Genomic DNA, 12,764 nt, shown 5'->3' with positions numbered 1-12,764 from the left:
CGTGGCCAAGATCACCGCGCGGTCGCCTCTGGCACCGGACCATTTCCCCGATCTGCCCGTGATCAAGGGCGTGCGGTTTTCTTCGGTGGCGGCGGGCGTGCGCTATGCCGGGCGCACCGACGTGATGCTGGCCCATTTGGTGCCGGGATCGGTGGTGGCGGGGGTCTTTACCCTGTCGGCCACGCGGTCGGCGCCGGTACTGGACTGTCAGGACAAGATCGGGGTCGATAGCCCCGACGGCGCGGCGATCATCGTCAATTCCGGCAACTCCAACGCATTCACCGGACGCAACGGGGTCGAAGCGACCCGCGCAGTGACCAGCGCCGTCGCCTCGGCCATGGACCTGCCCGAGGGGCGGGTCTTTTCATCCTCAACCGGCGTGATCGGCGAACCGCTGCCGCACGCCCGGATCACCGCCAAGATCGACGAGCTTGTCGCCAGCCTTGATGAGGGCGGCATCTCGGACGCCGCGCAGGCGATCATGACCACCGACACCTTTCCAAAGGGTGCCATGGCCGCGGTCGATCTGCCGGGAGGGCGGGTGCAGATCGCCGGGATCGCCAAGGGGTCGGGCATGATCGCGCCGGATATGGCGACGATGCTGGTCTATATCTTCACCGATGCCGCGATCAGTCGCGCCGATCTGCAAACGCTGGTCAGCGCGACCAATGACAAGACGTTCAACTGCATCACCGTGGACAGCGACACCTCGACCTCTGACACGCTGCTAATGGGGGCGACGGGGGCGTCCGGCGTGACCGTGACCGCACAAGACACCGCGTTTGCCACGGCGCTCGAAGACGTTATGACGGACCTCGCGCACCAGGTCGTGCGTGATGGCGAGGGTGCGACAAAATTCGTGACCGTCACCGTGACCGGCGCGGACAGCGATGCCGATGCCAGAACCCACGCGCTTTCCATCGCCAATTCGCCGCTGGTCAAGACCGCCATCGCGGGCGAGGATCCGAACTGGGGCCGCATCGTGATGGCCATCGGCAAGTCCGGTGCCAAGGCTGATCGCGACCTCTTGTCGATCCGCTTCGGAGATGTGTTGGTGGCGGAAAACGGATGGGTCTCGCCCGACTACCAGGAAGAGCAGGGGGCCGCCCTGATGAAACAGCCCGAGATCACCATCGCGGTCGATCTGGGGCTGGGAAGCGGTGCCGCCACGGTTTGGACCTGTGACCTGACGCATGGCTACATCTCCATCAATGCCGACTACCGGTCCTGACCTAAGCTTCTGGCAATGACGGTCCTTTCCTTCTTCGGTTCCAAAATACCTCAGAGAGCACGAGAGAAAACGTCTCTCGTCGACCGCATGCGGGCGTACGGACAATGAAGATGGTCCTCGTCTCTGCCGTCGCCCTCATCGACGTGGACGGGCGTGTGCTGCTGGCACAGCGGCCCGAAGGCAAGGCGATGGCGGGCTTGTGGGAGTTTCCGGGCGGCAAGGTCGAACCCGGAGAGACACCCGAGGCCGCGCTGATCCGCGAGTTGCAAGAGGAGTTGGGCATCGACACCTGGGCGTCCTGCCTGGCGCCGCTGACCTTCGCCAGCCACAGCTACGACGATTTTCACCTGCTCATGCCCCTCTTTGCCTGCCGCAAATGGGAGGGCATTCCGCGATCAAAAGAGAATCAGGCACTCAGATGGGTGCACGCCCGCGACCTGGCGAAATACCCCATGCCCGCCGCCGATGTTCCGCTGATTCCCATTCTTCGCGACTGGCTGTGAAGTTTCAGCTAATTTTGTTTCTCAAACTGCATATAATTTGAACAAATATGACACTTTGATGAATCTTTGACATGGTCTCGTCCCCGGACCTGCCCTATTTATAGAGTTAGTCATGGACACTGGGGAAAAATGACATGCTGCGAACGATCATGATGGGAAGCTGCGTAATGGTTCAGGGGATCCTGGAAAGCACTCTTCCGGACGGCCGCATTTCGGTGCGGGTCGGGTCAGAGCTTTTCACCGGCCTGCCGGTCTGAAACGCATCCGATAACGACGAGAATACAAAAAAGGGAGGCGCGATGCCTCCCTTTCTTCATGTCTCGGACAAGAGCGATCAAAGCTTGCGCTCAATCTCCTCGCGCTCGAAAATCTCGATCACGTCGTCGGGGCGGATGTCTTCGTAGTTCTCGAAAGCCATGCCGCATTCCTGACCGGACTGCACCTCGGGCACCTCGTCCTTGAAGCGCTTGAGCGTTTTCAGCGTGCCTTCGTGGATCACCACGTCGTCGCGCAGCAGACGCACCCCGGCAGAGCGGCGCGCCACCCCTTCGGTGACCAGACAGCCCGCGACCTTGCCGACGTTCGAGACCTTGAAGACCTCCTTGATCGTGGCGTAGCCAATGAACTTTTCGCGGATCTCGTTCGACAGCAGGCCTGAGGCCGCCGCTTTCACATCATCCACGAGGTCGTAGATCACGCTGTAATAGCGAATTTCCACACCCTTCTGGTTCGCGGTGTTCCGCGCGCTGGCATTGGCACGGACGTTGAAGCCGATGACCGGACAACCTGACGCTTCGGCCAGGCCCACGTCGGTTTCGGTGATCGCGCCGACGCCCGAATGCAGGACACGCACGCGCACCTCGTCGTTGCCGACCTTCTCCAGCGCCTGAACGATCGCCTCGGCAGAGCCTTGCACGTCCGCCTTGACCAAGATCGGCAGTTCGGACACGGACTCGTCGTCCTTGGCCTTCTGCATCAGCTGTTCCAGCGTCGTGGCCGCGCCTGCCGCGGCGCGCTTTTCCTTGGCGGCTTTTTCGCGATATTCCGCGATCTCGCGCGCCTGCGCTTCGGTTTCGGTCACGTTCAACACGTCGCCCGCTTCGGGTGTGCCGTTCAGACCAAGAACCTCGACCGGGACGGACGGGCCGGCCTCTTTGACACGCTCGCCCTTGTCGTTGATCAGCGCGCGCACCTTGCCGTACTGTTCGCCAACAACAAAGACATCGCCCTGCCGCAGCGTGCCGTTCTGCACGAGGACGGTGGCGACGGGGCCGCGGCCCACGTCAAGCTGCGCCTCGATCACGGCACCTTGGGCGGCGCGGTCGGGGTTGGCCTTGAGTTCGAGGATTTCCGCCTGTAGCGCGATGGCTTCGAGCAGGTCGTCGAGACCTTGGCCGGTCTGCGCCGACACCTCGACGTCCTGAACGTCACCGGACATCTGCTCGACCACAATTTCGTGCTGCAGAAGGTCGGTGCGCACCTTGGTCGGGTTCGCTTCGGGCTTGTCGATCTTGTTGATCGCCACGATCATCGGGACCTTTGCGGCCTTGGCGTGATTGATCGCCTCGATGGTCTGCGGCATTACCGCGTCGTCGGCGGCAACGACGAGCACCACGATATCCGTGACCTGCGCACCGCGCGACCGCATGGAGGTAAAGGCCGCGTGGCCCGGCGTGTCGAGGAAAGACAGTACCGAACCGCCATCGGTGGTCACCTGATAGGCGCCGATGTGCTGGGTGATCCCGCCGGCTTCGCCCGCGACGACCTTGGTCTTGCGGATCGCATCCAGCAGCGAGGTCTTGCCGTGGTCGACATGGCCCATGATGGTGATGACCGGCGGACGCGGCTTGAGATCTTCCTCGGCATCGACGATCTCTTTGATGACATCTTCGACATCGGCGTCGGACACCCGGACGACCTTGTGCCCGAACTCCTCGATGATGAGTTCGGCGGTATCGGCGTCGATGGTTTCGTTCTGCGTCACCATCATGCCGTTCTGCATCAGCGCCTTGACCACGTCGCCGACCTTTTCGGTCATCCGGTTGGCCAGTTCAGACACCATGATCGCAGGCGGCAGATTGACGTTGCGCACCACCTTTTCGCGCTGCACTTGACCACCCATGGCCTTCTGCCGTGCACGTTCCTGCTTGCGCTTCATCGCGGCCATGGACTTCTGACGCCCGCCTTCGCCCGAAAGCGCCTGGTTCAGGGTCAGCTTGCCCGAGCGGCGGTTGCTGTCGTCGCGGGTCTTGACGCCACGGCCGCGTTCCTCGCGCTCACGCTCGGACTTGCGGGGGCCGGGGGCCGCTGCGGGCTTGCCCGCTGCACCGCCACCGCGCGCGGCCGGCTCTTCGGCACGCGCCGCTGGCGCTGCCGCACCGGGCTGGCTCGCTGCCTTGGCGGCTTCTGCCGCTTCGCGCGCCTTGCGCTCTTCTTCCTCGGCCTTGGCCTTGGCGGCCTCTGCCGCTTCGCGCTGTTCGCGTTCCTTCGCTTCGGCCTCGGCCCGGCGACGGTCACGCTCTTCGGCACGCTCTTTTTCTTCGGCTGCACGCTGTGCGGCCTCGTCAGCCTCGCGGGCTTTGGCGGCCTGCAATGCCTTGAGGCGGCGCTCCATCTCGGCGTCCGAAATGCCGGCGGGGCGTTTCGATCCGGCAGTTGGCAGCGGCTTGCTGGCCACGCCACCAGGTGTGCCGGTCGATGTCGCACCCGGCTTGGGCACCACAACGCGCTTGCGCTTGGTTTCCACCACGACGTTCTTGGTCCGCCCGTGGCTGAAGCTCTGCTTCACGTTGCCCGAACGGGGGCCACCACCACGCAATCCCAATGTCTTCTTGCCGTCGTTATCGCTCATAAAGCTCTCTTATCCTTTCGGGCGGCCCCTGCCGCCACTCCGTTCATCGGTCGGTCCGATGCGCAGGCCCTTCAATCGTTGGGCTTCCTCTACAACACGTTGCGTGAGTCCACCAGAGCCAAGGGCCGCGTGTATCACAGTTTGTCGCCCAAAGGCCAACCCCAGCTCATCCGATGTCAGCCAGCCGATAAAGCGGCCATAATGCGGGGTGCTGAGCTTGCTCTTGCCCCGTTCGGATCCGTCGCTGGACTGGATCAGAACCTCTGCCACCTCTTTCGACAGCCAGTCCTTCACCTTTTCATAGCCCGCCACCGCAGCCCCGGATTTCCGCGCAAGGCTGACAAGGTCCACAACGCGCCGCGCCAGCATTGGTTCCAGCGTATCGACCATGCCGTCGGGCACGGTGACCGGTTGTTTGGCCGCGCGGGCAAAGAGGCCTTTCTTGACCGCCTTGTCCAGCGCCGCCCGGTTCGCCGTCACCCAGATGCCCCGTCCGGGCAGTTTGCCCATCAGATCGGGGACGATCTGGTTGTCCGGCCCCACGACAAACCGGATCAGACCGGACGCAGGCTGCACCTCGCCCGTGGCGATGCATTTACGCTCGGGTCCGGCGTCGCGGTCCTTTGTGCGGCCTCCACGGGTCATCGGCGGTCTCTTTTACGCCTCTTCTTCCGTCTCGACGTCGTCCTCGCCTTCGCCTTCTTCCTCGGCCTCAAGCTCGGTCGGGTCGACCCAGCCCAGCAGGACGCGCGCGGTCATGACCATGGTCTGCGCCTCTTCAAGGCTGACATCGAAGGGTTCCAGAAGACCGTCGTCCTTGATGCGCTGACCGCCTTCGGTGGTCCAGCCGCCTGCCAGTTCCCAGTCGGCGCAGGTGGCGAAGTCTTCCAGCGTCTTGATGCCGTCCTTTGCCAGCGCCTCGATCATTTGGGGTGTCAGGCCCTCGAATGCAATAAGGCTGTCCTCGACACCCAGTTCCTTGGCGCGCTCGATGGCCTTGCGGGCCTGCTCTTCCAGCTGTTCGCGGGCACGGGTCTGAAGTTCCTGCGCCGTGTCGTCGTCGACGCCGTCGATCACGGTCAGTTCGTCCAGTTCGACATAGGCCACCTCTTCGAGGTTGGTAAAACCTTCGGCGACCAGAAGCTGGGCAAAGAACTCATCCAGGTCCAGCGTGTCGACAAAGAGCTTGGTGCGCTCTTCGAACTCCGCCTGACGCCGCTTGGATTCCTCTTCCTCGGTCATGATGTCGATATCAAGACCGGTCAGTTGCGATGCCAGCCGCACATTCTGACCACGGCGGCCGATGGCCAGGCTCAGCTGTTCGTCGGGGACGACGACCTCGATGCGCTCGGCCTCTTCGTCCAGAACCACCTTGCTGACCTCGGCGGGCTGCAGCGCGTTCACCAGGAAGGTCGGCATATCCTCGTTCCAGGGGATGATGTCGATCTTTTCGCCCTGCAGTTCGTTCACCACCGCCTGCACGCGGCTGCCGCGCATACCGACGCAGGCACCGACCGGGTCGATGGAGTTGTCATAGGAAATGACGGCGATCTTGGCGCGGCTGCCCGGGTCGCGGGCGACGGCCTTGATCTCGATGATGCCGTCATAGATTTCCGGCACTTCCATCTTGAAAAGCTCGGCCATGAACTGCGGATCGGTGCGCGACAGGAAAATCTGCGGCCCGCGCGCCTCGCGACGGACATCCTTGATGTAGCAGCGGATGCGGTCGTTCGGCCGATAGCTTTCGCGGCCGATCTTTTCGTTGCGGCGCAGGATGGCTTCGCCCCGGCCCACGTCGACGATGACGTTGCCGTATTCCTCGCGCTTGACCTGGCCGTTGATGATCGTGCCCGCGCGGTCCTGGAATTCCTCGAACTGGCGGTCGCGTTCGGCTTCGCGCACCTTCTGCAGGATCACCTGCTTGGCCGATTGCGCCGCGATCCGGCCCATGTCCACGGGGGGCACTTCCTCGACAAAGGTGTCGCCGACCTTGGGATCGGCCAGGTACTGCTTGGCCTGCTCGACGGTCATTTCGGCCTGGTAGTTTTCAAGCTCTTCATCCTCGACCACGGTGCGCACGCGGGTGAAATGCGCGCGTCCGGTCTTGCGGTCGATGCTGACGCGGATGTCCATTTCGGCGCCGTAGCGGGACTTGGCCGCCCGGGCGAGGCTTTCCTCCATCGCTTCGACCACCAGCGCGGGGTCGATCATCTTTTCGCGCGCCACGGCTTCGGCGGTTTGCAGCAGCTCAAGCTGGTTGGCAGAGGTTATCGCCATCGTTCTTACTCCTCCTCAGGGCCGTCGTCGGCCGCGATCTCGTCAAATTTGCTTTCATCCACTGCCGCCGCCTTGCGCGCGCGCAGCATTTCCTTGATCAGTTCGTCGGTCAGCACCAGCTTGGCCTCGGTCAGCCAGTCGAACTGCAGACCGACCGTGCCTTCGGCGATGTTGATCAGCACTTCGCTGCCTTCGACACCGGCCAGTTCGCCCTTGAACCGCTTGCGCCCGTCGATCAGCTCTGCCGTCTCGAGCTTGGCTTCGTACCCTTCGAAGGTGTCGAAATCCTTGAGCCGGGTCAGCGGGCGGTCGATGCCGGGGCTGGACACTTCGAGCGTGTAGGCATCGAGGATCGGATCCTCGACATCCAGAATGGCGCTGACGGCGTTCGAGATGTCGGCGCATTCGTCCACTTCGATCCCGCCCTCGGGGCGTTCGGCCATGATCTGAAGCGTCGGCGTGTTGCCGCCCATCAGGCGGATGCGCACAAGTTCGAACCCCATGTCTTCGATCACGGGTGTCACGATCTCGGCCAGGCGCCGGTCCATGGCGGATTTTGCGATCAGGTCGGTCATGCTGTCCTTGGGTCTTGGTGTTCTGGCGATCAGGCACAAAAAAACGGGCGCGCGGCCCGTTGATATTTCCCGGTGGAGCCTCGGGTGTGGACCCCGACGCGCCGCTGTTGAAGGGGATATACGCGCACCCATCCGAGTCTGCAAGGGGGTTGCGCCGTGGGCGTCAGTCCCGCGCGAAGCGGTAGTGTACGCGGTGGCGGTAGGTTTCGCCGGGGCGCAGGATGGCATCCGGAAAATTCGGGCGGTTCACGGCATCGGGCCAAGCCTGGGTTTCCAGCGCCAGCCCGGCAAAGGCGCCATAGGCCCTGCCGCCCAGCCCGGTCAGCTTTGGCTGGCTGTTGGCGTCATAGACCTGCAGGCCCGGCTGGTCGGTTTCGACCTCCAGCGACAGGCCGTTGTCAGCCGTCACGCGGACGACCTTGCGCATGTCGCCCGGCGTCTCGTTCAGGCAGAAATTGTGATCGATCCCGTCGGTGCCGATCCGCCGGGGGGTGCGGAAATCGAACCGGGTGTCCGCGACCGGGGCGGGCGCCTCGGGCACCGGGATCAGCCGGTCGTCCACCGGCAGATAACGGTCCGCGTCGATCCAGAGTTCCTGCTCAGACACCGGTCGTCCGTCGGCCAGGGTGAAATAGCCGTGATGCGCCAAGCTGCACGGGGTCGGCACGTCGGTGGTGGCGGTGATCTCGATCGCCAGGGTCCCGTCACCGGGCAGGCTGTGCGTGGCGAGGATCGTCAGCGCACCGGGAAAGCCCATGTGCCCGTCCGGCAGCGTCAGCGACAGCGTGGCGCTGTCGGCCGACACCTCCCGGATCTCCCACAGATGCGCCGCGGTGCCATCCGCCCCGCCATGCAGCGTCTGCCGTTTACCTTCGTTGGGATCGGTCCGGTAGGTTTCGCCATCAAGCGTGAACCGCCCGTCCGCGATGCGGTTGGCAAAGCGCCCCACGATGGCCCCGTGATAGATCATCGGGTCGAGATAGGGTTCGAGCGTGTCGGCCCCCAGCACCAGCGGATGGTCGGCCCCGTCAAGGCGCAGGTCCTGCACCCGGGCGCCAAAGGTCAAAAGCGTTGCAGACAGCCCGCCACCCCGCAGGCGAATGGCCTTGACCGTCTTGCCGTCGGGCAAGGTGCCGAATTCCTGCGGGGTGTCTGTCGGGGTCATCGCGGTATCCCTTGTCCTTGTTCCTTCAGCAGCCGGACCCTGGAGATAGCACATTGCGCCGGGAAGGCGATGCCTCAGCCGCGGCGATGCGGTCCGATCACGGCGGTGACCGCGAGGATCAGACCCGACACCGTGGCGATCATCCCGGCCGCGGACACGGCGTTCAAAGCGCCGAACCACAAGGGTCCGTAGCCCGCCAGAACATATCCCAGGATGGCCGACAGCGTGGCGAAGACCACGCTGCACCAAAGCTGGTGGGACAGGCGGTTGGTCATCAGGCGCGCAGCGGCAGGCGGGCAGATGAACATCGCGATCACGATGATCGACCCTACTGCGTCGAATGCCGCCACCGCCGCCACCGCTGCGGAAATGACCAGGCCAAGGCTGAGCGCGGCCACCGGCAGGCCCAGCGTCCGGGCGAAATCCTCGTCAAAGGTGGCAAGCTTCAGGGGTCGCCAGAAGAGCCAGGTGAAAAGGCTCACCACCAGAAGCGTGCCCGCCATCCGGGGCAGTTCCACCGGCAGCCCGGCCAGCGCCGCGGGGTCGAGCAGCGACGACCATCCCGTTGCCTCGAGCCAGATCAGGCTTTCGAGGTTGCCGAACAGCGCGTGTTCCACATCCAGATGGACCGACGAGGTGTCGGATTGCTCCAGCAGCAGCACCCCCGCCGCGAACATCGCGGTAAAGACCACGCCCATCGCCGCCCCGGTGTCGATCCGGCCCAGGCGGCGGATCGTCTCGATCAGGATCACCGCGACGAACGCCGCCCCAGCCGCGCCCAGCATCATCGGCCCCGCTGCGATGCGGCCCGTCAGAAGAAAGGCGACGACGATCCCCGGCAGGACCACATGGCTGATCGCGTCGCCGATCAGCGACTGGCGGCGCAACACCAGAAAATTGCCCGGCAGAGCGCAGGCCACGGCGGCAAAGATGCCGATCAGAAGCGGCGGCAGCGACAGGGCGACGAACTCCATACCCATCAGGGGCCAACCTTTCTGGGGCCGCGCAGGCGGGCGTCGATGTCCGCGATCTGGTCGGGGGTCAGCACCTCTTCGATGCCGGTCAGCCCGTCGTCGCGAGTGGCCAGCTCCGACAGATGCGTGCTGGTGCGCAGCGCCTGCCAGCGGTTTTCATCCCGAAGCGCCGATTGCGCCTGCGCGCGGCCTTCGTCGGTGGGCACGCCGTCGGCGCGCATCAGGCCGCGGGTGCGCAGCATCCGGCGGGTCAGCCCCTCATAGACCGGCTGACCCATGGCAAGCGACAGCAGCCCCTGACGCAGGTGCACCCGGCGCTGGAACCGCAGATGCCTCAGGACCGATGCCAGCACCCCGCGCCCCGGCGCGAAAAGCAGCGACAGGACAAAAAGGCCAAAGCCCACCAGCACGATGATCGGACCGGTCGGAAGGTCCGGCGCCGTGGCCGAAATCGCGGCGCCGGAATAGCCTGCCAGCCCACCGAAAAGGCCCGCCAGCAGCACAACGCGGTCGGCGCGGTTGGTCCAGAACCGGGCGGTGACGGCGGGAATAATCAGCAGCGCCACGATGAGGATGAGCCCCACGACCTTGAGCCCCACGACCGTGATCGCCATGACCAGCGCCATGATCGCAAGGTCCACCCGGGCGACCGGAATGCCCTGGGTTTCGGCGAATCCGGGGTCGAAGGCGACCATGAGCATGGGGCGCCGCAGCGCCAGCACCAGCGCCAGCACGATCAGCCCGCCGCCCGCGATCAGCACGGCGTCCTGGAAGAGCATGCCGGCGGTCGACCCCAGCAAGAAGCTCTCCAGCCCCGCCTGTCGCCCGGCCGACATCGTCTGCACCACGGTCAGAAGCACGATGCCGAACCCGAAGAACACCGACAGCACCGACCCGATGGCCGCATCCTCGGCCAGGCGCGTGTGGCGCGTCAGCCAACTGACGCAGAGCAGGCCCAGGAACGCCGACAGCGCCGATCCGGCCATCAGCCCGGCCAGCCCGCGCCCGTCGCCGCCCAGCGCCACCATCACCATGAACGCCAGTGCCAGCCCGGGCAGGGTGGCGTGGCTGACCGCATCGGACACCAGCGCCCGCTTGCGCAGGACCAGAAACGTGCCAGTGGCCCCCGCCGCCAGACCCAAGGCGGCGGACCCCAGCGCCACCAGCGTGGCGTTGTAGCCCAGTTGCAGAAGCAGGGCGTCGGTCAGCATCGTGGCCTCAGACGCCCAGCGATAATTGCGTGATCTGGCCGTCCGCCAGCCGCCCGCCATAGGTCGCCTGCAGCGCCTCGGCGGTAAAGGCCGCATCGACCGGCCCTTCGCCCATCTTGCGGCGATTGATCAGGAACACATTGTCGAAATAGGCCCGCACCGTGGACAGGTCATGGTGCACCGCGACGACCGTCTTGCCTTCGGACCGCAGGGATTTCAGCACCTCGATGATCGCTTTTTCGGTGGCGGCATCCACCCCGGCAAAGGGTTCGTCCAGCAAGTAAAGATCCGCCTCCTGCGCCAGAGCGCGCGCCAGAAACACGCGCTGCTGCTGACCGCCCGACAGCTGGCCGATCTGGCGTTCGGCGAAATCCTGCATGCCGACGCGCGCAAGGCAGGCCATCGCCTTGGCCACATGGCGCGGCCGCACCCGGCGCAGCAATCCCAGTTCGCGGTAAAGCCCCATCAGCACCACGTCGAGCACTTCGGTCGGGAAATCCCAGTCGACGCTGGCCCGTTGTGGAACATAGGCGATGCGGTCGCGCGCCTGGGCCAAAGGCTGGCCAAAGACCATGGCGCGCCCGGCAAGCGGTGTTACGATGCCAAGCGCCGCCTTCAATAGCGTGGATTTCCCGGCGCCGTTGGGCCCGATGATGGCGGTAATCGCGCCCTCTTGCACGGTCATGTCGACGGAAAAGACCACCGGCTGTTCACCGTAAGACACGGTGATGCCGCGCAGCGCCAGCGGGCTGTGCGCGGGATCGGGGGTGACGGGGCGTCCGCCCTCTGCGGCAAGGCTGATCTTCGAGGACATGGATCAGAGCCCCGCCGACAGTTTGCCGGTCATGCCACGCGGCGCCACATCGGCCCCCAGCGCACGGGCAATGACGGTGGCGTTGTGGTCGATCATGCCGACATAGGTACCTTCGTAAGTGCCGGGCACGCCCATCGCGTCCGAGAACAGCTCGCCCCCGACCACCACCTCGTGGCCCTGAGCCGCGGCACCTTCGATCAGCGCGCGGATATTGCGGTCAGAGACAGAGCTTTCGACAAAGACTGCCTTGATCCTGCGATTTACCAGCGTATCGACCAGCGCACCGATGCGTTGCAGACCCGCCTCGCTTTCGGTCGAGATGCCCTGGATTCCCATGACCTCGAACCCGTAGGCGCGCCCGAAATAGCCAAAGGCGTCGTGCGCGGTGACCAGCACCCGGGCATCTTCCGGCACCTGCGCCAGAGTCGCGCGGGCATAGTCGCCGACCGCCGCCAGATCCGCCAGGTAGGCGTCGGCGGCGGAGGCAAAGCTGTCCGCGGCGTCGGGGCGCGCGGCCATCAGCGTATCGCGCACCTCGCCCACGGCGTGCTGCCACAGGTCGGGCACCATCCAGATGTGCGGATCGGCGCGGCCCTCGTAATCGGCATGCCGCAGCAGTTCGGTGTCGGGCAAGGCCTCGGCCACCGGCACGACGGGTTTCTGCGCACCCAGGCGCAGCAGGAAATCTTCCATCTGCGCCTCGAGGTAGAGGCCATTCCAAAGCACGACATCCGCGCGGGACAGCGCCACGATATCGGTCCGGGTCTGGCGATAGCTGTGCGGATCGACCCCCGGCCCCATCAGCGTGCTGAGGCTGATCGCGTCGCCGCCGATGGCGCGGGCGGCATCGCCGATCATGCCGGTCGTCGCCACCACGTTCAAAGTCTCCGCCGCGGCCACACGGCCGGGCAGGGCGCCGACCAGGGCCGATGCGGCAAGGCCGGTGAGAAGCGTACGGCGGTCAAGGATCATCGGGGGCGCCTCCAGCGGGTATATCCAGATGTATATGAGAGTCATTCGCAAAACATCAAGTAAATTGCGAATAATTCGCAAGAGCAAAGCTGAAATGCCTTTAATCCGAGCGTCTGGCAGGGCCGCGCCACATCTCGACAGGTTATTGCGCAAAGGGTTGCGTGGCGTTGCGCTTGAACTTGGCCGGGGCA

Annotated in this window: 12 protein-coding genes; 3 read left to right on the top strand and 9 right to left on the bottom strand. The window is 64.8% G+C overall.

Annotation, left to right across the window (positions count from 1 at the left end):
• The first annotated feature begins 1 nt into the window (after position 1).
• From argJ to ACOXXX_RS09170, 3 genes are all read left to right on the top strand, one after another.
• Positions 2-1,231 (top strand): bifunctional glutamate N-acetyltransferase/amino-acid acetyltransferase ArgJ, encoded by a 1,230-nt coding sequence (gene argJ, locus ACOXXX_RS09180; protein ID WP_422826268.1) that lies wholly within the window; start codon positions 2-4, stop codon positions 1,229-1,231.
• A gap of 104 nt (positions 1,232-1,335) precedes the next feature.
• Positions 1,336-1,734: a (deoxy)nucleoside triphosphate pyrophosphohydrolase gene (locus ACOXXX_RS09175; protein WP_422826267.1), complete on the top strand. Its 399-nt coding sequence runs from the start codon at positions 1,336-1,338 to the stop codon at positions 1,732-1,734.
• Between the two features lie 134 nt (positions 1,735-1,868).
• Complete coding sequence (locus ACOXXX_RS09170; RefSeq protein WP_422826266.1) at positions 1,869-1,991, top strand: hypothetical protein; 123 nt, start codon at positions 1,869-1,871, stop codon at positions 1,989-1,991.
• 77 nt (positions 1,992-2,068) lie between these two features.
• Here ACOXXX_RS09170 and infB read toward each other — a convergent pair whose 3' ends face one another.
• The 9 genes from infB to ACOXXX_RS09125 all read right to left on the bottom strand — a co-directional run bounded on the left by infB (position 2,069) and on the right by ACOXXX_RS09125 (position 12,573).
• Entirely contained in the window at positions 2,069-4,585 is a 2,517-nt protein-coding gene (gene infB / locus ACOXXX_RS09165; protein ID WP_422826265.1) for a translation initiation factor IF-2, read from the bottom strand.
• A 9-nt stretch (positions 4,586-4,594) separates the two neighbouring features.
• Complete coding sequence (locus ACOXXX_RS09160; RefSeq protein ID WP_422826264.1) at positions 4,595-5,230, bottom strand: RNA-binding protein; 636 nt, start codon at positions 5,228-5,230, stop codon at positions 4,595-4,597.
• Between the two features lie 12 nt (positions 5,231-5,242).
• The gene (nusA, locus tag ACOXXX_RS09155; RefSeq protein ID WP_422826263.1) at positions 5,243-6,862 is read right to left on the bottom strand and encodes a transcription termination factor NusA; all 1,620 of its coding nucleotides are present in this window, start codon (positions 6,860-6,862) and stop codon (positions 5,243-5,245) included.
• A 5-nt stretch (positions 6,863-6,867) separates the two neighbouring features.
• Complete coding sequence (gene rimP, locus ACOXXX_RS09150; protein ID WP_422826262.1) at positions 6,868-7,437, bottom strand: ribosome maturation factor RimP; 570 nt, start codon at positions 7,435-7,437, stop codon at positions 6,868-6,870.
• 163 nt (positions 7,438-7,600) lie between these two features.
• Positions 7,601-8,602, bottom strand: coding sequence for an aldose epimerase family protein (locus tag ACOXXX_RS09145; protein ID WP_422826261.1), 1,002 nt, complete (start codon positions 8,600-8,602; stop codon positions 7,601-7,603).
• 74 nt (positions 8,603-8,676) lie between these two features.
• The gene (locus ACOXXX_RS09140; protein WP_422826260.1) at positions 8,677-9,582 is read right to left on the bottom strand and encodes a metal ABC transporter permease; all 906 of its coding nucleotides are present in this window, start codon (positions 9,580-9,582) and stop codon (positions 8,677-8,679) included.
• Positions 9,582-10,787: a metal ABC transporter permease gene (locus tag ACOXXX_RS09135; RefSeq protein ID WP_422826259.1), complete on the bottom strand. Its 1,206-nt coding sequence runs from the start codon at positions 10,785-10,787 to the stop codon at positions 9,582-9,584. Before ACOXXX_RS09135 ends, ACOXXX_RS09140 begins: the two co-directional genes overlap by 1 nt.
• A 7-nt stretch (positions 10,788-10,794) precedes the next feature.
• The gene (locus ACOXXX_RS09130; protein WP_422826258.1) at positions 10,795-11,601 is read right to left on the bottom strand and encodes a metal ABC transporter ATP-binding protein; all 807 of its coding nucleotides are present in this window, start codon (positions 11,599-11,601) and stop codon (positions 10,795-10,797) included.
• 3 nt (positions 11,602-11,604) lie between these two features.
• Positions 11,605-12,573 (bottom strand): metal ABC transporter solute-binding protein, Zn/Mn family, encoded by a 969-nt coding sequence (locus ACOXXX_RS09125; RefSeq protein ID WP_422826433.1) that lies wholly within the window; start codon positions 12,571-12,573, stop codon positions 11,605-11,607.
• Positions 12,574-12,764 lie beyond the last annotated feature (191 nt).

Source organism: Thalassococcus sp. BH17M4-6 (genome assembly GCF_049323015.1).
In the GTDB taxonomy this organism is placed as follows: Bacteria; Pseudomonadota; Alphaproteobacteria; order Rhodobacterales; family Rhodobacteraceae; genus Puniceibacterium.
The sequence above is the reverse complement of the archived record's forward strand: the minus strand, read 5'-3'. Positions and strand labels throughout refer to the sequence as shown.